Annotated in this window: 21 protein-coding genes and 1 riboswitch; of the genes, 12 read left to right on the forward strand and 9 right to left on the reverse strand. The window is 50.6% G+C overall.

Annotated elements, in window-relative coordinates; genetic code table 11:
* Positions 1-74 precede the first annotated feature (74 nt).
* The 3 genes from NYE33_RS04825 to NYE33_RS04835 all read left to right on the forward strand — a co-directional run bounded on the left by NYE33_RS04825 (position 75) and on the right by NYE33_RS04835 (position 2,988).
* Positions 75-773 carry a response regulator transcription factor gene (locus NYE33_RS04825; protein ID WP_341064914.1) on the forward strand — a complete coding sequence of 233 codons (699 nt, stop codon included), beginning with the start codon at positions 75-77 and terminating at the stop codon, positions 771-773.
* Between the two features lie 17 nt (positions 774-790).
* Positions 791-2,170: a sensor histidine kinase gene (locus tag NYE33_RS04830; RefSeq protein WP_341064916.1), complete on the forward strand. Its 1,380-nt coding sequence runs from the start codon at positions 791-793 to the stop codon at positions 2,168-2,170.
* A 95-nt stretch (positions 2,171-2,265) separates the two neighbouring features.
* Entirely contained in the window at positions 2,266-2,988 is a 723-nt protein-coding gene (locus NYE33_RS04835; protein ID WP_340948586.1) for a hypothetical protein, read from the forward strand.
* Positions 2,989-2,990: 2 nt separating this feature from the next.
* On the opposite strand, the gene NYE33_RS04840 is transcribed toward NYE33_RS04835, so the two are convergent.
* Complete coding sequence (locus NYE33_RS04840; protein ID WP_076243677.1) at positions 2,991-4,076, reverse strand: GntR family transcriptional regulator; 1,086 nt, start codon at positions 4,074-4,076, stop codon at positions 2,991-2,993.
* 281 nt (positions 4,077-4,357) lie between these two features.
* On the opposite strand from NYE33_RS04840, the gene NYE33_RS04845 reads away from it, so the two are divergent.
* From NYE33_RS04845 to NYE33_RS04865, 5 genes are all read left to right on the forward strand, one after another.
* Positions 4,358-5,971, forward strand: coding sequence for a xylulokinase (locus tag NYE33_RS04845; protein ID WP_341064919.1), 1,614 nt, complete (start codon positions 4,358-4,360; stop codon positions 5,969-5,971).
* A 3-nt stretch (positions 5,972-5,974) separates the two neighbouring features.
* A complete protein-coding gene (locus tag NYE33_RS04850) occupies positions 5,975-6,670 on the forward strand; it encodes an L-ribulose-5-phosphate 4-epimerase (RefSeq protein WP_042140499.1) in 696 nt (231 codons plus the stop codon).
* A gap of 40 nt (positions 6,671-6,710) precedes the next feature.
* The gene (gene araA, locus NYE33_RS04855; protein ID WP_039296120.1) at positions 6,711-8,135 is read left to right on the forward strand and encodes an L-arabinose isomerase; all 1,425 of its coding nucleotides are present in this window, start codon (positions 6,711-6,713) and stop codon (positions 8,133-8,135) included.
* A gap of 413 nt (positions 8,136-8,548) precedes the next feature.
* Positions 8,549-8,628: riboswitch (glycine riboswitch) on the forward strand.
* 150 nt (positions 8,629-8,778) lie between these two features.
* Positions 8,779-10,155: an amino acid permease gene (locus tag NYE33_RS04860; RefSeq protein ID WP_336100080.1), complete on the forward strand. Its 1,377-nt coding sequence runs from the start codon at positions 8,779-8,781 to the stop codon at positions 10,153-10,155.
* Between the two features lie 63 nt (positions 10,156-10,218).
* Positions 10,219-10,815: a Crp/Fnr family transcriptional regulator gene (locus tag NYE33_RS04865; protein WP_341064922.1), complete on the forward strand. Its 597-nt coding sequence runs from the start codon at positions 10,219-10,221 to the stop codon at positions 10,813-10,815.
* On the opposite strand, the gene NYE33_RS04870 is transcribed toward NYE33_RS04865, so the two are convergent.
* Entirely contained in the window at positions 10,772-11,479 is a 708-nt protein-coding gene (locus NYE33_RS04870) for a DUF4386 domain-containing protein (RefSeq protein WP_341064925.1), read from the reverse strand. The two genes, NYE33_RS04865 and NYE33_RS04870, sit on opposite strands and share 44 nt — an antisense overlap.
* Before the next feature lie 219 nt (positions 11,480-11,698).
* Between NYE33_RS04870 and NYE33_RS04875 the strand changes: the two genes are divergently transcribed.
* The gene (locus NYE33_RS04875) at positions 11,699-12,520 is read left to right on the forward strand and encodes a methyl-accepting chemotaxis protein (protein ID WP_042140495.1); all 822 of its coding nucleotides are present in this window, start codon (positions 11,699-11,701) and stop codon (positions 12,518-12,520) included.
* Positions 12,521-12,543: 23 nt separating this feature from the next.
* Here NYE33_RS04875 and NYE33_RS04880 read toward each other — a convergent pair whose 3' ends face one another.
* Positions 12,544-12,912, reverse strand: a complete 369-nt coding sequence (locus NYE33_RS04880; protein ID WP_171717687.1) for a DUF1304 domain-containing protein — start codon at positions 12,910-12,912, stop codon at positions 12,544-12,546.
* Between the two features lie 146 nt (positions 12,913-13,058).
* On the opposite strand from NYE33_RS04880, the gene NYE33_RS04885 reads away from it, so the two are divergent.
* Positions 13,059-13,562 (forward strand): GNAT family N-acetyltransferase, encoded by a 504-nt coding sequence (locus NYE33_RS04885; protein ID WP_076243673.1) that lies wholly within the window; start codon positions 13,059-13,061, stop codon positions 13,560-13,562.
* 118 nt (positions 13,563-13,680) lie between these two features.
* Here NYE33_RS04885 and NYE33_RS04890 read toward each other — a convergent pair whose 3' ends face one another.
* The 3 genes from NYE33_RS04890 to NYE33_RS04900 form a co-directional block, all read right to left on the reverse strand.
* Positions 13,681-15,087 (reverse strand): S-layer homology domain-containing protein, encoded by a 1,407-nt coding sequence (locus NYE33_RS04890; protein ID WP_341064928.1) that lies wholly within the window; start codon positions 15,085-15,087, stop codon positions 13,681-13,683.
* A gap of 121 nt (positions 15,088-15,208) precedes the next feature.
* Entirely contained in the window at positions 15,209-16,135 is a 927-nt protein-coding gene (locus tag NYE33_RS04895) for a phosphotransferase enzyme family protein (protein ID WP_341064929.1), read from the reverse strand.
* A 169-nt stretch (positions 16,136-16,304) separates the two neighbouring features.
* Positions 16,305-17,942 (reverse strand): histidine kinase N-terminal 7TM domain-containing diguanylate cyclase, encoded by a 1,638-nt coding sequence (locus NYE33_RS04900; protein ID WP_341068594.1) that lies wholly within the window; start codon positions 17,940-17,942, stop codon positions 16,305-16,307.
* A 176-nt stretch (positions 17,943-18,118) separates the two neighbouring features.
* On the opposite strand from NYE33_RS04900, the gene hprK reads away from it, so the two are divergent.
* Positions 18,119-19,036: an HPr(Ser) kinase/phosphatase gene (gene hprK / locus NYE33_RS04905; RefSeq protein WP_039296145.1), complete on the forward strand. Its 918-nt coding sequence runs from the start codon at positions 18,119-18,121 to the stop codon at positions 19,034-19,036.
* Positions 19,037-19,100: 64 nt separating this feature from the next.
* The gene (locus NYE33_RS04910) at positions 19,101-19,385 is read left to right on the forward strand and encodes an alpha/beta-type small acid-soluble spore protein (protein WP_039296148.1); all 285 of its coding nucleotides are present in this window, start codon (positions 19,101-19,103) and stop codon (positions 19,383-19,385) included.
* A gap of 75 nt (positions 19,386-19,460) precedes the next feature.
* Here NYE33_RS04910 and NYE33_RS04915 read toward each other — a convergent pair whose 3' ends face one another.
* The 3 genes from NYE33_RS04915 to NYE33_RS04925 all read right to left on the reverse strand — a co-directional run bounded on the left by NYE33_RS04915 (position 19,461) and on the right by NYE33_RS04925 (position 22,425).
* Complete coding sequence (locus NYE33_RS04915) at positions 19,461-20,039, reverse strand: class I SAM-dependent methyltransferase (protein WP_042140491.1); 579 nt, start codon at positions 20,037-20,039, stop codon at positions 19,461-19,463.
* A 24-nt stretch (positions 20,040-20,063) separates the two neighbouring features.
* Positions 20,064-21,563, reverse strand: a complete 1,500-nt coding sequence (locus tag NYE33_RS04920; protein ID WP_076243672.1) for a GNAT family N-acetyltransferase — start codon at positions 21,561-21,563, stop codon at positions 20,064-20,066.
* 64 nt (positions 21,564-21,627) lie between these two features.
* Positions 21,628-22,425 (reverse strand): AIM24 family protein, encoded by a 798-nt coding sequence (locus NYE33_RS04925; RefSeq protein WP_336100091.1) that lies wholly within the window; start codon positions 22,423-22,425, stop codon positions 21,628-21,630.
* Positions 22,426-22,442 lie beyond the last annotated feature (17 nt).

A 22,442-nucleotide genomic window follows, 5' to 3' on the forward strand; every position in this document is an offset into this window, starting at 1 on the left:
GAAGGGAAAGCCACCAACCTGACTATTGGCGGGAAGCTACCTGTGAATGCTTCTACTGGAGGAGGAAGGATCGATTGAAAAAAATTCTCGTGATTGATGATGAGGCGGCCCTTAGAGACTTGATTGAGCTTGTACTCAGGAGAGAAAACTACCAGGTGAAGACGGCAGAGAACGGAAGCACGGGACTACAGATCCTGGATTCTTTTCAGCCGGACCTGGTGTTGCTGGATTTGATGCTGCCGGATTGCTCGGGCTATGACCTATGCAAGGAAATCACTAAGAAGCAGGCGATGCCTGTGATTATGTTATCGGCCAAGAATGAGATTATAGATAAGGTATTAGGACTTGAGCTGGGGGCAGAGGACTACATCACCAAGCCTTTTGATAACCGGGAACTCCTTGCCCGGATCAAAGTTGTGCTTAGAAGATATGACAATAGTGATCCGAAGCAAAGTGATGAGAATACCCGGATGAAGCATGAAGAACTGGCGTTTGATCTGGAGACCCGAGTGGTGCAGAAAAACGGTGTGCCAATTTCGCTGACGGCAAAAGAATTTAAAATTCTCGAAATGCTGCTGAAAAGGCCGGAGAAAATTTATACAAGGGATGAACTGCTGGAGCTCGTGTGGGGATATGATTTCTTGGGGGACAGCCGCAGCGTAGATATGACCATTATGCGGTTAAGGAAGAAGCTGGAGGATGATGCCGAGAATCCGAAATACGTTAGAACGATTTACGGATTTGGTTATCAGCTTGGAGGTGGCTCCGCCTGAAATATGCAACCCGGCTTTTGTTGAATTATTTATTGTTCTCGGTGTTGTCCTTTGCCGTTATTATTATTTCAGTCAACAAAGCGATCGAATACTTCAGCTTCGTAACCATAGAGAAGAAAATGATGGAAAAGGCGGATTTATGTGAGCTGTCCTTCAGGGAAATTCTCACGAAGCATGATAAAGCAGCGGAGGAAGGCCAGCCCACGGATGTGCCGAGAAGTGCTCTGGAAACGTTAAAGGCTTCAGGTAAGGAAGTGCGGATCTATGACAGCAATCAGAAGCTGCTGGGACTAGCTGTGGATGGGATCATAATAAATAACAAGACGCCCCTGATCTTCGCGGGGAATATCCAGAACGCGCTAAAGGGGAATTATTCTTACACGATTACTGATAATCATCTGCTGTATTTCGCCATACCCATTCAGGATAAGTATTATCAGAATAGTTATGTGTTCGAGTTCGTGGAGGACATTTCATATTTCTATGATATTATGGAAAAAATTAGGTATATTCTGTTTGCCGGTGCAGGAGGATTTATTGTACTGATCACGCTCTCCAGTCTATTCATTGCCCGTAATACAACCAAGCCGATCAAATATCTGCTTGGTGCCACGGAGAGCTTCTCCAAACAGCAGTTCCAGCAGGTGCACTTGAACAGGAAGGATGAGCTGGGGATGCTGGCTGAAGGATTGAACCGGATGGGTATCCAGCTCAGCGACTATATACAGTATCAGAAGCAGTTTGTCTCCAACGTATCCCATGAACTGAAAACACCGCTCGCTGCTATCCGGGGATTCTCCCAATATTTATATGAGGGTGAGAATGAGGATGAGGATTTGCAAAAGATATATTTTCATCTTGTAAATGAATCAGACCGCCTGACCCTGCTGATCAATGAGTTATTGATGTTATCCCGGTTTGACAAGGCGGGTCCGGAGGATATGGGTACTGAGAAGACCGATTTAACGCAATTAGCCGTTCAAGTGGCAGCAGGGATGAGAGCCAAAGCCGATAATAAAGAAATAGAGCTGGACATCAGGCAGGGGAAACCGGCCTTCGTATATGTAAATCAAATCCTGATGTCACACGCCATCGCCAATATTCTGGACAACGCCATCAAGTATTCCAATCCCCGTACGAAGATAAGCATTGAAGCCTATATCAGACAGAATGAAGCAGTCGTGCAAATAAGGGATCAGGGGATCGGGATCGGCGAGGATGAGATTGTACGGGTTCAGGAAAGATTCTACCGGGCCAGTAATTCAAATGCTGCCAAAGGATCCGGACTGGGGTTATCCATATGTAAAGAAATCGCCGAGAAATTTGGCGGGTATTTGAGCATTGAGAGCGAAATTGACGCGGGAACCCAAGTGTCCATCGTTTTGCCGCTAATGTGATGTTACATGAATGATACAAGTCTGTTATTACACTAATAAATTGTTTCCCTATACTAACCTCATAAGATAAATAACTTAATTATGGAGGGTTAATAATGAACGCATTAAAAAAACCGGCAGCCCTAATGCTGTCCGCAATATTGCTTATGACACTTCTGGCAGGATGCCAGGCAAATGAGGCGGATTCACCATCGGCAGCACCTGCAACGGCGCCTGCTGCAAGTACCAAGGCTACTGAAGAAGCTGCAACTCCGGCTCCGGTTGAACCTTCACCCGCTGCTTCAGCCGGTAACAACTCCGGTTCCGGGGTAATCAAGGAGGGCACCATTCAAAAGGACGGGAATGTGATATTAAAAGAGCTGGCTTTTGTCCATAAAGACCATACCATTGCCATTTCCGACTTCGTGGACGATACCAAGCTGGAAAGCATGCTGGGGAAGGCGGCGGAGAAGAAATCCCATACCTATTCCGCAGATGACGGGTTGAATATGGATACACTGCTCGGCTTCACGGAGAAGCAGTACAAATTCCCGGGGCTTGAGATCAAAACGATTGATGAAGCGGCTGAAGGCAAGCGGTTCTATATCTTCAGTATTAAAATTACCGATCCCAAATATGCCACGGTCCGCAATATCAAGGTTGGCGACACTGTAGAGACTCTTAAAAAAGCTTATCCCGAGGGCAAGCTGGTCGGAGATGGAGCACCCAATGAAGAGGATGACTACCGGTTTGCACCGGCTAACTATGTGGATTTCATGTCATTTCACATCAAGGACGCAAAGATTGAGAGTATCCTCATCTCCACACTTCTGGACTGAACTCACTCCAGCGCCCTTACCGTCTCCCCCTCAATCAGCACAGGCTGATAATAGGTGCTGTTCCGCAAATCCTTCTTCCCCTGCAGCTTTTTAATAACCCACTCAGCGGCATCACGGCCCATCTGCTCCTGCGGATGGGTTAAGGTCGTGAGCTTGATGCCCGCATTCTTGGCGATATAAGAATTATCCTGGCCAATAATTGATAAATCCCCCGGAATCGAAATCTCCAGCTGTCTGCACACATTTACGACTTCCAGGCCAACCTCATCGTTATAGCAGACAATAGCTGTTAATACCTCTTTGTTATCGGTCAGGAACTGCTTCAGGTTCTCGGACAGGGCTTGCTTGGACTCGGTATCGAAGGACAGCACCTGCTCGGGGTGAAAGCGTAATTTGGCTTCTCCAAGCGCTTTGATATAACCCTTCATGCGGTATTTGCCTTGCAGGTCATCCATTTTGGCAATAATACCGATCTGGGTATGGCCCTTGGAGATCAGCTCTCTGGTCGCCAGGTAACTGGACTGCACATCATCAAGGCAGAAGAAAGGCACCTCCAGTTCTTCATAATAAGCATTAATCATGATAAACGGGACATCCTGTTCTTTGAACGACAGATAGTAGGCGATATTGGGGTTGTACAGATTGCTCTTCGTAGGCTCAATAATGAGACCTTCGACGCCAAAGGACAGCATCATCTCCAGCGCCTTCTTCTCCTGGGCGACATCATTATTGGTACTGGCGAGCAGCAGCGAATAATTATCCTCATTCAGTCTGCTCTCGATCCCGCGGATGATGGAAGGGAAGATGTAATCTGAGAGGTAGGTCGTGATGACACCTATGGTTTTAGTGCTCTGATTGCCCCCCGATTTGGACCGGAACTGGTTGCTTACATAGGTGCCTGATCCCTTCTCGCTTCTTAGAAAGCCCTCATTGGATAGCTCCAGGATAGCCTTCCGGACGGTTTGCCGGCTCACACCATAGGTGTCCTGCAAGGCTAATTCTGTAGGAATCTGCTCGCCCACACTATAGGTTCCTGACAGTATATTGCTTTTTATATCATCAAAAATAATCTGGTATTTGGTTTTCACCCGGCTCACTTCTTTCATGGTTGTTCATATACGAATCGGTATATCTGCGATAGTTGTACGTACACATTATAGTATGAATATATCGTTATTATAATCCAATGTCTACTATGTATAAGCGTTTCAAGGGAAATATGGATTTCTCACTGTAAAATTTGTATGTATATCTTGTGTGTTGTGTTGACAAATGTACGAACAAAAAATATACTAAGTCTGTTAATAAAGGAAGCGCCTTCTTTCCATTTCTATTATAACAGTTTGGTTCAGAGAGGAGTAACGTGGGCATGGATCAGAACATCGGGCAAGCGATACTTAAGGGAGAAACTTCACTGGGTATCGAATTTGGATCCACACGTATCAAGGCAGTACTGATTGATCAGCGTTTCGAGACCATCGCATCCGGAAGCTTCGAGTGGGAGAATCTGCTTGAGGGCGGGTACTGGACGTATCATTTGACAGACATTATCAAGGGCCTGCAGGAGGCTTACCGTGAACTGAAGCAGGTAGTCCAGCAGAAATACGGTATTACGCTTAAGACCGTCGGTTCTATCGGGTTCTCGGCAATGATGCACGGATATATGGCTTTTGACAGCGCAGGTGAGCTGCTGGTTCCGTTCCGGACCTGGCGTAATGCAACAACCGGTGCTGCGGCCAAAGAATTAACGGAGGTCTTCCAGTTCAACATCCCTGAACGCTGGACCATAGCGCACCTGTATCAGGCGATACTGAACGGGGAAGAGCATGTGCCTCAGGCGGAGTTCGTAACAACGCTGGGCGGGTATATTCACTGGCTGCTGACCGGCAGCAATGCGATCGGGATCGGCGATGCTTCGGGGGTTTTCCCGATAGATGAGGCCACGCAGGATTACAATGCAGCGATGGTTGCACAGTTCGATGAACTTATTGCAGATAAGGGCTACCCTTGGAAGCTGAAAGATATTCTCCCTAAAGTGTATACTGCGGGCGAGCAGGCGGGGCTATTAACAGAAGCGGGTGCGTTAATTCTGGATACGTCCGGGGAGCTGCAGCCGGGTATTCCGCTGTGTCCTCCGGAAGGCGACGCCGGAACAGGTATGGTTGCTACGAACAGTGTCCGCAAACGGACCGGTAACATCTCCGTAGGCACTTCCGTGTTTGCAATGATCGTGCTGGAGAAGGATCTTACAGCCGTATATCCGGAGATTGATATGGTTACTACTCCAGACGGCAGTCCGGTCGGCATGGTTCATGCCAACAACTGTTCCAGTGATCTCAACGCCTGGATCGGGTTGTTCCGTGAATTCTCGGAGGCAATGGGCTTTAAGTCTGATCCCGGCCAGCTGTTCAGTGTCCTGTTCAATAAGGCACTGGAGGCGGATGCCGATGGCGGCGGTCTGCTGAGCTACGGGTATTTCTCCGGGGAGAATATTACCGGGATTGAGAAAGGCCGGCCGTTGTTTGTACGCTCACCGGAGAGCCGCTTCAATCTGGCCAACTTCATGCGGACGCATTTATTCTCCGCTTTTGGCGCGCTGAAGATCGGAATGGATATTCTGACCAAGCAGGAGCAAGTGTCGATCGACAGCATTCTGGCTCACGGCGGATTATTCAAAACTCCTGTTGTCGGGCAAAAAATCGTGGCCGCTGCAATGAACGTCCCTGTCTCGGTCATGGCAACAGCCGGAGAAGGCGGCGCATGGGGGATGGCGATTCTGGCCTCTTACATGCAGAACAAAGCACAGCAGGAGCGTCTTGATGACTTCCTTGACCACAAGGTATTTAAGGATGTGGAAGGACAAATCATCCATCCGGATGCGGCTGATGTGAAGGGCTTCGAGCTGTTCATGGAACGTTATACTGCAGGGATCGCGATCGAGCAGGCTGCTGTAGATCATCTGGTAGAAAACGGGAGGGGTTAACCTATGTTGGAGCAACTGAAAGAAGAGGTATTCGAGGCCAATCTGGACCTGCCTAAGCATGGACTCGTCAAATACACCTGGGGCAATGTGAGCGCAGTTGACCGTGAGAAAGGCGTATTCGTCATCAAACCAAGCGGCGTCAGCTATGACAAAATGAAGCCTAGCGATATGGTCGTAGTGGATTTCGACGGTAACGTGGTTGAAGGGGAGATGAGACCATCCTCGGATACACCGACCCATGCCGTACTCTACAAGCATTATGCAGAAATCGGCGGCATCGTGCACACGCATTCGACCTGGGCGACCATCTGGGCGCAGGCCGGGTTGGATGTTGCTGTAATGGGCACGACACATGCCGACACCTTCTATGGCGCGGTACCCTGCGCGCGCTTCCTGACGCAGGAGGAGGTTGACCGCGGCTATGAAGCGGAGACCGGACGCGTGATCATTGAGACTTTTGAACAGCGGGGCCTTGATATTATGGCAGTTCCCGGCGTCTTGCTGAAAGGCCATGGCCCGTTCACCTGGGGGAAGAATGCCCATGATGCAGTGATGAACAGCGTGGTGCTGGAGGAAGTGTCCAAGCTGAACCATTTTGCCCGCGAGCTGAACCATTTCGCTGAAGAATTGCCGCAGCGGATTCTGGATAAACACTATCTGCGCAAGCATGGTAAAGGCGCTTATTACGGTCAGAAATAATCTGATTTATATATTATCCAAGAGAAGAGGATGAAATAATATGTCAACAGTAAGCGCTAAGCAATTCTGGTTTGTTGTAGGATCACAGCATCTGTACGGAGAAGAAGCCCTCGGTGAAGTCAAAGCTCATGCACAGGAGATGACGGATGCCCTCAATAACAGCGGTGTGCTGCCTTATCCGCTGGTGCTGCAGGATCTGGCGGTCAGCGCAGACAAAATCACTTCGATCATGAAAGAAGTCAACTACCGTGACGAGGTTGCGGGTGTCATCACCTGGATGCATACCTTCTCCCCGGCCAAAATGTGGATCCGCGGCACGAAGCTGCTGCAGAAGCCGCTTCTACACCTGGCTACCCAATACAATGAGAGCATTCCTTGGGCTACTCTGGATATGGACTTCATGAACCTGAACCAGGCTGCCCATGGCGACCGTGAATACGGGTTCATCAATGCCCGCCTGAAGAAACAGAACAAAGTGGTGGTAGGGTACTGGGAACGCGCCGAAGTCCAGAAGCAAATTGCCGAATGGATGGACGTTGCCGTTGCATATAACGAAAGCTTCAACATCAAAGTGGCCCGCTTCGGCGACAACATGCGTAACGTGGGCGTTACCGAAGGCGACAAGGTAGAAGCCCAGATTCAGTTCGGCTGGACCGTGGATTACTTCGGGATCGGCGACCTGGTTGCGTATGTAAACGAAGTGAAGGAAGAAGAAATTGATGCGCTGTTCGCTGAATATGCAGAGCAGTATGATTTCGATTACGGTTCATACAGCAAAGAAGCATGGGAAGCCAGCGTGAAGGTACAGGCCAGCTATGAAATTGCCCTCAAACGCTTCCTGGATGCCGGCAACTACAATGCGTTCACTTCGAACTTCGAAGACCTGCACGGCATGAAGCAGCTTCCGGGTCTTGCCGTTCAGCGTCTGATGGCACAAGGCTACGGCTTCGCCGGCGAAGGGGACTGGAAGACAGCGGCCCTGGACCGCCTGATGAAGGTGATGAGCCACAACCTGAACACCGGATTCATGGAAGATTACACCTATGAAATGGCTGCCGGACAGGAAGCGATTCTGCAGTCCCACATGCTTGAGGTTGACCCGAGCCTGGCCAGCAACAAGCCGAAGGTGCTTGTGTCTCCGCTGGGAATCGGCGACCGCGAAGATCCGGCCCGTCTCGTATTCGACGGCAAGGCTGGCGAAGGCGTCGTGGTATCGATGGCTGACTTCGGCACGCATTACAAGCTGCTGATCAATGAAGTTACTGCCTTCGAGCCGACGGTTCCGGCTCCGAATCTTCCAGTGGCCCGTGTGCTCTGGCAGGTGAAGCCTAACTTCCAGGATGGAATTAAGGCATGGATCGAGAATGGCGGCGGCCACCATACCGTGGTGTCGCTCAACTTGACTACAGATCAGATCGTTACCTACGCCAAGCTGGTTGGCCTGGATTATGTAATCATTAAATAAATAGCGGAATAATGTTGGATCAAATGAGCGGATGGGCTGTTGCCTGTCTGCTTTTTTTTAATGCGGAGCCAAGGTATTACCGGCAAACTCATCCTCCGTGCCCGTGATTTTCTAAAATCCTGTACAAAATACAACATTCGCTTCATTAAATTGGACTAAATCGAAAATTGTTGTATTTCATACAACAATCTATCTAAACAACCGGGTATCTGCGCATCCAAGTTGCAAAACGTACAACATTTATGCCGCTGTAGTGCAGGAGCGCACCCTAGACATCTAGCCATAGGTAGGAGACTTTTATCACTGTTCAATACTCACATGCCGAGTAATATGTTAGAATATCAGAATGCATTAACGCTTCACCAATTTAATACATCACACGGGCTATGATTGCTATGGATCACACTATAGCAGGAGCAGCTTCTGGAGAGACTGCGGGAGACCGCAGCGCCGAAGGGTTCACAATCTCAGGCAAAAGGACAGAAGAGTACGGAATTTGTATTTGTTATGCTGATTAATTACGGTCAGCGGCGCAGGTAGCTTATTTTGATATTCTTATGAACCGGGAGATTGGATGATATCCAATCTCTTTTTTATGTTATTTGGCAGCATAGCGTTGTACACATTAAGGGGGAAAAAGGCAATGGCACAGACAGAATTAAAGAGAGATTTGGCGAACCGTCATGTACAGCTGATCGCTATCGGCGGCACGATTGGTACGGGGTTATTCCTGGGATCAGGCAGAGCGATTCAGCAGGCCGGGCCGTCCATTATGATCACGTATTTACTCGTGGGAATTGCCGTGTTTTTTGTGATGAGGGCGCTGGGTGAGCTGCTGCTCTCCAAAGCGGGATATCAATCTTTTACGGACATTGCTGAAGACTATCTGGGGCCGCGGGCTGCGTTCATTACAGGCTGGACCTACTGGTTCTGCTGGATTATGACGGCGATGGCGGATGTGATTGCAGTGGGCGTTTATGTGCAGTACTGGTTCGATATCCCGCAGTGGGTACCGGCCGTCATCTGCCTGATTATTCTGTTAGGACTCAATCTGCTGACGGTCAAAAGCTTCGGCGAACTCGAATTCTGGTTTGCCCTAATCAAAGTCGTCACGATTCTTGCCTTAATTGGCCTGGGAATCATTCTGCTGGTCATCGGGTTCAAGACGGATGCGGGATCGGTGACGGTCCGCAATCTCTGGGAGCACGGGGGCGTGTTCCCGAACGGTGTCAAGGGCTTCTTATTTTCCTTCCAGATGGTTGTGTTCGCTTATGTCGGTGTGGAGCTTGTGGGTGTATCAGCCGCAGAAACAGCAGATCCGGAGAAAAATATCCCCTCGGCGATTAACAAAATTCCTCTGCGGATTCTCTTCTTCTATGTAGGCGCGCTCTTCGTCCTGCTGTGCATTAACCCGTGGACCCAGCTCAGTGCGGCTGAAAGTCCTTTTGTGCGGACCTTCAGTCTGGTCGGGATTCCGGTTGCTGCAGGTATTATCAATTTCGTCGTCTTAACCTCAGCGGCTTCCGCCTGCAACAGCGGGATGTTCTCAACCAGCCGGATTCTGTATAATCTGAGCAGAAGGGATCAGGCCTCCCCGCAGCTCGGCAAGCTGAACCGAAATCATGTGCCTGCTAACTCTTTATTTATTTCTACAATAGTTATATCGGCCGGGGCGCTGCTCAGCAAGCTTATTCCGGGTCAGGCTTTCGGCATCGTTACAACGATCAGCGCCATTTGCTTCATCTGGGTGTGGGGGGTTGTGCTCGTATGTCATATCAAGTATAAGAAGAACCGTCCGGACTTACATGCCTCGTCCAAATTCAAAGCACCGTTCACACCGGTTATCAATTATGCGGTATTAACGTTGTTTGCCGCCATTCTGATCATTATGCTGTTCGCAGATGATACCCGTCCGGCGCTGCTGTTTACGCCCCTATGGTTCATTCTGTTGTTCGTCCTGTACTCCATGCGGAGCAAGAAGGAGAAAAGTGATGCGGATGTCAGTATAATCAATACATGAGTGCAAGAATGTTCAAACGCTACTGACATGTTGTCAGTAGCATTATAAGGAGGAATCCGAAACATGAAGCATAGATTACTCCAATATATGACCCGGCTGACCTCCTTCAGTGAAGAGCAGCAGCAGGCCATTCTGGAGGAGATTCTTGTTGAGGAATACAGCAAGGGAGCCACGCTGCTTAGGCAGGGGGAGGTTCCCGGTCATTGCTATTTCGTGTTAAAAGGATGCGTACGGCAGCATAGTGTTGACGTCACAGGCCGCGACATCACCTCGAATTTCTACACAGAGGAGCAGGCGATCGCTATCTTCAATGCGCATAAAGAGGATGCCTCGTCGGAATACAGCCTGACTTGTCTGGAGGACTGCGTACTGGTTGTCGGTTCGCTGAATACCGAGAGGGAAATGTACGCCAGACACACGCAGCTGGAGCTGATGACACGCCGGATGATCGAGGAGAATTTCGGACAGGTGCAGGCGGAATTCGCCGCCTTCATTGCGGCATCCCCCGAAGACCGCCTCAAGGCACTGCTGCATCGGAGGCCCGGCCTGATCAGCCGCGTCCCCCAGCATCAGCTGGCCAGCTATCTCGGGATGACACCGGAGTCGCTCAGCCGGATTAAGAAGCGGCTTGAGCGCGAACACGCGCAGCCGGGACTTTGAACAGCAGCCAGATGCCAAGCCCCAGCTCCCCTGCGGTCATCGGCAGCATGAACACCCATTTGATGATTTGGAGGAATTCTCCATACCCGGGCACAAGTGTGCCGCACAGATGAACCACAATATAGCCGAAGCCTGCCAGCAGCAGCAGCACACTGACGGGCTTCGGAATATTCTCCGACCATAACGCCAGCACACCTATAATCAGCAGATGCCCCCCGAACAGAATCAAACCAGCCGACCATACCGCTTCAAAAGCATGAAGATGAAGCATGACCTCCGCCTGCAGCTCCCCTCGTGTGAAGCCGGAAAGCGCAACCTCCCTGTTACCGGTAAGAAGTGATACCACGATCAGACTGGAGACAGCACCCCCCAACACTGCCGTATAAGCCAGGCGCAGCCATGCTCCCAGCAGGGACAGGCCCGGATGCACAGGCTTCAGCACCAGATATAAGGCCCAGGCAGCTGCCGCATCACAGGCCATAATCAGTACCCAGCCCAGAATCCCGGCCCTGAACAGCGACGGAGAGGCCTGAAGATTGGCGAAGGTACCAGCGGCATCTCCATCCACTACCAGACTCCCTTGGACATATCCGTACGAGAGCGCGGCGGCAACCGCCATTACAATGAGCGATATTCCCCCGGTTCGAGCCACTGCAGCAGACATTAGCATAACCCCCTGATTGATTATTGATTGTGGTTATATTGTACTAAGGCGCCTGCAGGGCTTCATTGACTTAAGTTAAGAGGACATGATTAAATTTTAAATATTAAGTTTTTGAATAAAGGATAGTCATTGAAAAATGTCGAACCTTAATCTAGATATTTCTGTACTGTGCAATGAAGCGATTTAATGAAGTGATTTAATGAAGGAGAACCCACATCCATGAAGAACATTATCCGCTCCCTTGAAGATATAGTGAACCTGGCACCGGTCCTGAAAGCTGCTTTTCCCTATGATGTATCTATTGCTGTCTGTGATGTGGAGAAGTTCATCGCTTATTTCCCTGGAACGTCCATTGATCTGGGAATTCGGGCAGGACAGATAATTCTTGCGGACGAACCTCTGTATCATGCGCTGAGAAATGATGAATTCTCGAAAGCTAATGTCCCTAAGGACTACTATGGGTATGAATTCGTCGGTACGGTTCTTCCGGTACACGGAGAGGATGGAAGCGTCTGCGGGGCGGTCTGCATCCAGGTCCGCAGACAGACCGAGCTGCGCGAAATCGCTGATCAGATCTCGGTCTCCCTAAATCAGGCTAACGCCCGGATTGGGCATGTGGCAGAGGGCTCGGGGCTGCTTGCCGATTTCTCGCAGAAGCTGCTGCTCCAGTCAGAAACGACCGCCGAAAGTGTCAAAAAAAGCGATGAAGTGCTGGCTGTCCTCAGAAAGGTCGCCGACCAGACGAATCTGCTCGGGATTAATGCAGCCATTGAGGCTGCCCACGCAGGAGAGAAGGGGCGGGGATTCGATGTTGTAGCGAAAGAAATCCGCAAATTCTCGAAGGAAACCGAGCAGTCTGCGCAGCGGATCCGGGATACCCTGGGGGAGATCCAAGCCGCGATGAAGCAGATCAGCCAATCCATCCATCAGATTGCGTCAGTCGGGCAGGAGCAGGCTGCTTCAACGAATGAAATCTCCAGCTTCATCGAGGAGATCCGGACGATGTCCGAGCAGCTGAACCAGTTCGCGCAGAAGCTGTGAGGGAAGAGCGGCCATTCTCATAATTACAGATTCGCCAGAATAACGGCAAGCAGAGCAATGAAGGCCGGGAGGCCCTGAACCAATAGAATGGATTTCTTGGCCGTGATGCCGCCATAGACGGCTGCAACCGCAACACAGATCAGGAAGAACAATTGAAGCTGAACACTGAAGGTATCATTCGGATGCAGCAGGCTCCAGACTAGACCGGCCGCCAGAAAGCCGTTATACAATCCCTGGTTTGCAGCCAGCGATTTCGTTTCCCGGGCGAACTGCGGAGTGGTGCCGAACGATTTTTGCGCCCGCGGGGTAGTCCACAGGAACATTTCCAGCACTAGAATATACACATGCTCCAGTGCAACCAAGGCCACGAGTATTAAACTCACGATCATCATAGTAAATCCCTCTTTTCATAATTATGTAAGATTGATTAACGGAAAAATTAAATTGTTTAAAATATAATTTTACACTGTCTAAATATAGCCAAATTCTGCAATTTTGTCAATTTGGAATCCCTAAGTTCCTTGAGGAGGCAAACCCGTTGTACCTAAGAATGCTGACATCCGTGGATGCGGAGGTTTACCGCGAGCTTCGGCTACAGTCGCTGCGGCTGCATCCGGAAGCCTATCTCAGCTCCTATGAATCGGAAAAGAAGCTGTCTATAGTCACCACCCGCATCAGGCTGGAGCCCTCGGAGAATAATTTCACGCTGGGAGCTTTTGATGGTGAGGAGAGGCTGGTGGGCATCGTCACTTTTTTCCGGGAGAGCCGGCCCAAAATTGATCATAAAGCTAATATATATTCAGTATATGTGGATTCAGATGTCCGTAAACAAGGAGTGGGCCGCCGCTTGATGGTGGAGCTGATTGCCCGGGCGAGGCTGTTGCCGGGGCTCGAAATTCTAAATTTAACGGTAACCTCGAATAATGTAGCTGCCAAAAGACTATACGAATCTCTTGGATTCATCTGCTATGGCACAGAGCCGAAGGCGATGAAGCTTGGGGATGAATATCTGGATGAGGCTCTGATGATTCTGATGCTGTAGCTCTATCGTGTTGACAAGCTTCCCGGCGGCGATCATAGAACATGCCAAAAAGCACAAGCCGCTGACATGTGCTTTTTGAGCTGATAATTGCTTGCGGAAAATTGGAATGTTCCGGGTATTATTGATTCGCAGCAGCCCGCTTCAGGATCTCCTGAACCTGGCTAACCATAGCGGCCGCGTCTGTACGGGTGATTCCAGCCTGCGGATTGAACTTGCCGTCAGCATCCAGCTTCACGATCTTCAAGGCGATGGCCGTCTGAATGGCTCCCGAGTTCAGGATATTGATCTTGTCATTATCCTTGATCTCTACCGGAATCAGATTAAGCAGCGGCAGCTGGCCGCTGGTCTGGAGGGTATGCACCAGCAGGTAGGTGAACGATTCGCGGGTCATGCTGGCTGCCGGATCAATCTTGATCTGCAGATCAGCCTTCGGTCCTGCGGCTTCCTTGATCAACTGAACAGCTTGCTCAGCCGTAAGAACTTCGCTCTCTGCTGCGGGTGCTTGATGAGCCTTCAAGTATTCCAGCGCTTTATTCACGATATCCGTACCGGCGGTACGTGTAATATCACCCTTCGGATTGAAATTGCCGGACTCATCCAGTGTAACGAAGCCAAGCGCCAGTGCGGTTTGAATAGCGCCTGAATTGGAGATATCCATCTGACTCTCATCTGCAACTTCAACTGGAATAAGCTTGAACATCGGCAGCTGGCCGCTGGTCTGGAGGGTATGCACCAGCAGGTAGGTGAATGATTCGCGGGACATGCTGGCAGCCGGGTCGATCTTGATCTGCAGGTCTGCTTCCGGACCTACAGCCTCCTTAATCAATTGAACGGCCTCTTCGGCAGTAAGCGTCTCACTCTGCGCGGCCGGTGCCGGATGTGACTTCAGATACGCCAGCGCATTGCTGATCGCTACGGCTGCTTCAGCCCGGGTGATTTCCTGCTTAGGATTAAGCTTGCCACTTTCATCCAGCTTCAGGACACCGTAGTTCAGGGCGCGCTGGATCGAACCGGAATACTCTGCCTTAACTTGATCCTGGTCCTTATAATCAATAACAACCGGCTTGATCATCGGCAGCTGGCCGCTGGCTTCAATCGCATCAATGAGCTGGTGCGTGAATTCTTCACGCGTCAGCTTCTGGTTGGGCTTCAGGTCGGCGGGCAGATCCAGCCCGTGGACACCGGCAATAATGAGCGCCTCTGCATACCAGGCGGAATCATTGGCATTCTTGAAATAGTCGGTAGCATGCGGCTCCTTCACAAACCGGATCAGGTCAAGGTTCAGGTCTAGTGCATTTACGATCATCTGTACTCCTTCAGCCTCCGAGATACTGATATTCGGACCGAACAGGTCTTGGCTGATCCCTTTGATCAGGCCGCTATTCTGCAGAGCGATGATCTTGTCTTTGTCTTGCACATTGTTAATATCCTTGAAGGCTGCCGCGGAAGCGAACTGTTGTCCCGCGAAGCTGAGCGCCAGAGCAGCCGCTGCCGATATAGTAATGATCTTGAATGTATTCTTCATTGTCAGTCACCTCATAGAGTAGTTTGTGGTTTATTTGTGATCTTAGACGTGCCGTCCTGCAAAAAGGTTACAGCAGGATTTAATTTATCAAACCTTAATAAACCCGAGCCCTGTCTTAATGCTAGTATTGTTTGCTCAGACAAAGCTCCCGCCATTTCATAAGCCAGCCATACTGCTCATCGCAGAACGCCTTGGATACCGACTGCAAACCCTGGCAGCGGACAATTCTGGAGATGATCTGATAATGCCTGACCGCAATGAAATCGAATACGGCTGAGTACTCCTTGTCACTCAAGGTCCGTACCTTACTATATCCGGAATAGAACTGCTCAAACAGACGCCGGGTATCATCATACATGGACTCGTGAAATAGATTAAAGTGAGTGTTATCAGACATATAGGCAACATCCATGGCCGGATAATCACCTGAAGCGTCATCGAAGTCCATAAGCACGTATTGCCCGCGGCTGTCCCTGAGCATGTTGCCTGTATGCAGATCGCCATGACAAAAGTGTCTAGGCAAATCTGACATACGGCTCCATAGTTCATTGCCATAGTGTTCGAGCGCAGCAACGGACTCGGAAGCACAGTCCAGTTCGCGCATAATGGAGAGATAGTCACCGATGTAGTCGGTTTTTGTCCGGTGGATCAGTTCATCCGGGTAGCCCTGCATGAGCTGATGCAATTCTCCGGTTTGTTGACCGATAACCTCTGCTTCGGCTATCCCATCGGGCGTAGCCCCCTCGGCATAGCGGAAGAGCACCGCTGCCTGCAAGCCATCCTGAGCTTCAAGAAGGATATGACTCTCCTGCCCCGCCGTCCGCAGAACAGTAACGGCAGGATAAGAATGAGCCTCTAAATAATCAAGAATACGAACGGACTGCAGGGCATCGGCTGTCTTGAAGCTGCGGTATATTTTGAGTACATAACGCTTACCTTCGCCCTCTGCGAAATACACCCCGCCGATCATCTCCCGGTGAAGCCGGATCTGCTCAATATGGAGCGGGTAGGAGCGGTTAATCTCGCGGATAAGATGATCATAATCCATCGGCTGTATCCCCTTTTAACGAATTGTTCTAACTGTTATTCATTATCCTGCTTGGCGAAACCGGATGTATAGAGAAAGCTTAGCTATAATTAAAGTTACAGTAGGGAACAGCCCCGCGGACAAAAGTTAAGCCACCCGTTTCCTGAGCCGGGTGGCTTATGTGCATTCGCTATCTTTTCACGGAAACAATCTGATTGCGGCCCTGATGCTTGGCTGCGTACAAGGCTTTGTCTGCCGATCTGAACAAATCGTTCAAGTAAGTTGTTGTGCTCATGGGCGGTGTGACCTTGAATTCCCCGATGCTGAGCATTCCTATGCTGATGGTGATGGATATAGGCTCGTCTATATGATCAATTCTGATCTGGTTGGACTCAATGCTTGATTTAAGCTGCTCTGCCAGCACATACGCCTCATCCTCTTCCGTATCGGGCAGGTAGATAAGGAACTCCTCCCCGCCATAACGGGACAGAATATCGGAGTGGCGCAGATTACGCTGCAGGACCTCTACCGTACTGCAAATGACCTCATCTCCGGCCAGGTGGCCGTAGCGGTCATTGACCATTTTGAAATAATCGATGTCGATCAGTATAATGGTCGAAGGGACCCTGGGATCCCGGTCCTTCATTAATTCATTCTCCAGCTGCTGCATGAGATAATGGCGGTTGTAGCAGCCGGTCAGGCTGTCGGTGATGGCCATCTTCCGGAGCTTGGCGTTCGTCTGGAATAGCTCTTCCTGGACTTTGATTAAGGCGGAATTGCGCTCCTGCAGAATGGTGTTCTGCTGGTTCGTCTCATCAATGAGGCGCCGAAGCTCGGTTATATTCTGGAAGGTGACAATCCGGCCCACCCTCACACCGCTCACCATAATCGGTGCGGCATGAATGCTGATGTACATTTGGAGTGCGGGATACATTAGTTCTGTCTCGGCTACCTCAAGCGGATGGTCACGGTAGGTTTGCAGGAACTGTTCAGTCTTCACGATATTGCCGCCGGGCAGGTGGCGGGCCATATCGAACCTCTGCCCGGGATTCAGCCGGATCTGGGGAAGCAGAGCCTGGTTGATCTCGACCACCTGTTCTTGATCGTCGAGGACAAGAATTCCGTATTCCATCGTATTGATAATATCCTGGTGGGCGATAGTTACAATATCAAACACTTTGTCCTGGTGAATGGTAATCACGAAGAAGGTAGCTGACACGACAATGCCTAGCGAAGTAAAGCCCGGAATGACCGGCAGATAATCGTCCAGCACTACGTTCAGGAACACATCGATCATCAGGAAGACACAGACGGCAAGAATCCCTTTTAGCATATACATGATCTGATTCTTGATTCGCGGCGCCTGATCGGAGACCAGAGCTACATAAATGATATACAGCGATACGATGGCGTGTAGAATAACAATAGACATGTTGATCCAGAAAATAGGTCCGTAGATCCGCTCAACATATCCGCCGTTTACCGGAAGAACAAACCAGCCGTTCGGATTCAGCACCACACCCAGCGACGACAGGAATGCCGGAACGAGCAGGGCGATTAATATTTTGCGGTTAAGAAATTGCGATTGGCCAGAGAGCAGAATGGTGAAGAAGATCCAGCCCGTAGTCAGCAGGGAGGCATCGATAAAGGCAAGCTTCACATAGAATAGCTGATAGATTGGATCATCAACGGTCCGGATGGCAAACTGGCAGTAAGGCCAGATCATCATGGAGAAATGAAAACCAAGGTAGACTTTGTGCAAATTGGTTATCGTACCTACAGAAGCAAATATGTATATAAACAAAAGGAACAAGACAAAGCACATCATCAGATCAATCCAAGACTCCAAGGCCAATATACTACACCTTCTTGATATATTTAGTGTTTTATTGATTTTTCTGGGTCAAAGGTCTTATATATTGATTTTAATATATAATTAGCGTGTGCAGATTACAAGATTTTTAAGTGATTCTATCGGAAGAATATGGTTGGGAGGAGAACAATATGAAATCTATCACCGTTCAGAATCTTACGGACAAGTTTCATTTGGAAGTGCTGGCAGGGGCAGAACGCATGGACCGCGTCATTACCCGTCCACGGACGCACAGACCCGGGCTTGAGTTCGTCGGTTATTTCGATTTCTTTCCGATGGCGCGGGTGCAGGTACTCGGCCGCAAGGAGATCAACTATTTATTGACGCTGAGTGTAGAGGAACGCATGCTGCACATCGGCAATATCGTCAAATATCATCCGCCTTGTTTCATTGTAACGAGCGGCCAGCAAGAGATCCCTTACCTCACCTTATACTGTAATCAGGAGGGCATTCCACTGCTGCGGACACCAGAGGTGACCACGGAGTTTATTGCCAAGCTGGACAGCTATCTGGTAAAAACGCTGGCGCCGGAGCTGTCGATTCACGGGGTATGTGTCAATGTGTCGGGCATCGGGATTCTGCTTCGGGGCAAGTCCGGGATCGGTAAAAGCGAAACGGCGCATACGCTCATCCGGCGGGGCCACCGGTTCGTGGCCGATGATATTGTAGTGCTCAAGAAGCTGGGGCCGGCGACGCTGCTCGGGACGCATAATGAGACGACCCGCGAATTTCTGGCGCTGCGCAGCATCGGCCTGATCAATGTCGTACGCCAGTACGGGCGCAGGGCCTTCCAGGATGAGACGCGGATTGTATTAGATATCGAGCTGGCACCGTGGCAGGAGAATTCACTCAACAATGACCTGGAGCTGGTTCCCCAGTTCACGGAATATCTCGGCGTTCAAATCCCGCATATCGAGGTTCAGCTTCAGCCGGGGCGCGATGTGGCCGGCCTGATCGAAGCTGCTGCGAATAATTGGTATCTCAAGCAGCTTGGATACAGCGCGGTAGAAGACTTCATGAAGCGGATTGAAGACGGGATGCAGTCTTAAGGCGGGATAATCCCATACACTCCAGGGCAACTTAGATAAAAGACAGCAGAGGAGTGTATCCGAAATGGCGAGAAGAAACAGGAAATATGCGGTGCCCGGGTCAGCCCAGGGCATGCAGACCTTCAAAGCAGAGGTCATGAAGCAGGAAGGATACCATGTGGATCCGAATCATCCGGACGATGTGAAATACGAGGTGGCTAAGGAGCTCGGTATCCCGCTGCAGGCGGGCAATAACGGCAATTTGACCACGGAATCTGCGGGGCAGATTGGCGGCAGAATCGGAGGCTCCATGGTCCGGGAGATGGTCCGCCTGGCACAGGAGCAGTTAGCGGATAAGGGCAAATCCTAGAAATACGCGGTCCCTCCATTGGCCCAAGGCAGCGGCATGCTTTTGGGCTATTTGCAGTTTCTACGCAGCTGATATTCAGAAAATGTAGACATACACCTTCGTCCGGAGCCGGTCCGGGCAGGTGATGATGCGGACCGGCTGCTTGTCCGGCAGAGCGAAACAGACACTGATCACGGCTGCGCCCGGCGGCAGCTCCTGCCTGAACTTGGGAGCAAGCCGTTCCATGGCACCGGGGAACAGATAACAGAGCACAATATCGGCATCGCTATAAGAGCTTCTATATATATCGCCCCGCCTAAAAATGACCTTGCCCCGCAGCCGCTCCCGTTCGCCCTTCACTGGCAGGAATCGTGTGCATACTACCGCAAACAGCTGTGAGAACCATAGGGGAAGCCTTGAGTTCTCTATGCCGGTCAGCCGTTTGCCGGGGCAGCGGCGGATCACTTCCAGGCCCAGCGTTCCCCAGCCCGACCCTGCCTCCAGAACATTGGCATATCCCGGGATACGGTTCACCTCCCCGGCTACTGCCGCTCTTGCAGCCCTGGACGCGGGCATCGGCGATATTCCGTTCTTCCAGCTTACGAGCACAATCCAGACTACGGATAGCAGAATGAGAAATGCGGCAATCCAGGGAATACTCTCGGTAACGGGCATATATCGCTCCTTCTTAATCTGTGCTTACTCCAGGCTGCCGCTGTAATATTTATACTCGAAATTGATCTTGAAGCCGGCATTGAGGTAGAGGGTCAAAGCCCGCTCATTCTCGGTCACAACACCTAGACGGATCGAAGAATAGTTCTTCTGCAGCAGGAGATCAACAGTCTGCCGGAGCACCTTCCCGCCATACCCTTGGCCCTGGCAAGCGGGCAATATGCAGAAATTATGGATAAACGCTGTTGCCTCATTCACGTAATTCACCCGGATCAGGCCGATCCGCTGGTTGCCCGCCCAGGCAATATAGGTGATACGCTCCGGTTCATTCGTCTGCAGGAAATACTCCCGGGTGGCGTCTTCGGAGTCTCCGAAGGCCCGGGACGAGCAGGAGACCATGAATTCGAGGTCCTCCGGCAAGGAAGGCAGCAGACGCAAATCTGCCGGAGCCTGTTCTCTGCCGGACTCTGTATGGGCATATGACATCGAGTATTCAGAGCGGTCATAATCAGCACCGATAGCCTGGGCCGCGCGGAGTCCTGCCTGTGAGCGGCTCGGAACCCTGTAGCTGAGCCTGTGTACGGCGAGAGGCGCAATATCTTCCTTGGCCCGCTGCACAAGACTGCGGAATACGCCCTCACGGCGGTATTCCGGATGGACCATGGCATTAATCTGCGCATAATCGCCTTCGGTAGCAAACCAGCTCAGCAAACCTATGAGCTGGTTTCCGCGATAGCAGAGCAGGGCATGGTCGCCATCCTCTTTGACGAGATGCTCAAGATCTGAGCTTAATTGGAGCGAGTCCGCGTGGCTGCACTGCTGCTCCAGTACAGTAATGTCCGCCGCTTGCTGCTTGGAATGGTACGTCATTGCAATGATGTTATTTAACTTGAGAAGCTTCCGGAACTCATCAACACTGTCAAACACACCATCCGGCGGGACATCGTAAGCCTGGCTCTGGAAGGTGGACAGCCAGCGGACACCGTAGGTCGGCAGTCCGGCAGCCTTGCCCGCGAGAATATCCGCATTACTGTCCCCTACGAATACAGCATTGGATGAATCAATGCCAAGTGTACGCAGCGCGGAGAGAATGCCTTCGGGATCAGGCTTAGGCTTAACGACATCATCTCCGGTGATGGAGATATCGAAGAAGCGATCCAGATCCAGCGCCCCGGCCGATATCTGATAGGCCCGTCTGCTTTTACCGGTAATGACGCCAAGCTTCATCCCTTGCGCCTTCAGGGCCTGAAGTAATTCTACAATATGCCCGTCGTTCTGAAATTCTCCGAAATGCCCCTGCTCATATAACGAATAATAATCCTCTATAGCTTGCGGAACGGAAGACGGGTCAGCGAAATTGCCGCCAATGATGTCCTCCTCGGTGGGGCCAAACATGGCGACAAGTTCATCGCGGGTGACTTCTCTATGATCATATTGCTGAAATACGGCCTGGAACGCATGGAAGGATAACGGCAGCGTATCTGCGAGTGTTCCGTCGAAATCAAATAGTACAGCTTGAATAGACATACGGATGGCCCGTCCTTTAGATGAATTTAGGTTGGATGGAGCATTGCCTCAAGTGGCCTCAGAATCAGGAGGTAGGTGCAGCCTGAAACAGGCTGTTCTTGTAATTCATGAGCGGTGCCAGCCAGACCATACCGGTTCCCCGGTAGACATTGACCAGGCCTTCGCCGGAAACGGCAGAGCCCATGCGGGTCTTCCCTGATTTCTCTACGGTAAAGTCAAGCGAGTTCGACCACATCAACGCGAAATTGCCATCTACCTTCAGCACGTCATTCTGCAGCTCGACCACCACGGCTTCCTCGGATGGAATAGGAGCCTCAAGAGCGATAATCCCTTTACCCCGTGCGCTCAGGTTGAACAGCCCTTCTCCGCCGAGGACGGCTGAGGATACATTCTTGCGTGCAGCGACAGCAACATCCAGCGTAGTCTCGCAGGCCAGGAACATGCCGTCATCAATCACGATATGGTCGTTGTCGACATCAATCAGCCAGAGATATTTGTAGGTGGTTTCGAGCATAATCGTCCCCGTCCCTTTATAGAGCGGTTTGATGGCACTCGTGCCGGTTGCTGCACTGGATATTATATTGCGCATCAGGCCGCCGACACCTTTGACACCCGACGTCATCTCGATATTGCCGATCATATACTGCATAGCGCCTGCGCTCAGCATAACCTCGCTATTCGTAAGCTCAATCATCAGCTGCTTGTTGCGCATATTGCTCTTGCTCATGAAGAAGTTGGCCTGGGCTTCCAGCATGGAGGTGCTGCTCAGATCCTCCTTGTATTCAATGACCGAGAATCCGCCAAGCTGTTCTTTAATCACAACATTAGGGTTATCCTTCAGATTATTAATGGTAAAAGCCATAATGCTTCCTCCCCTGA

Origin of the sequence: Paenibacillus sp. FSL R10-2199 (genome assembly GCF_038000235.1) — a bacterium.
Classification (GTDB): domain Bacteria; phylum Bacillota; class Bacilli; order Paenibacillales; family Paenibacillaceae; genus Paenibacillus_AQ; species Paenibacillus_AQ phytohabitans.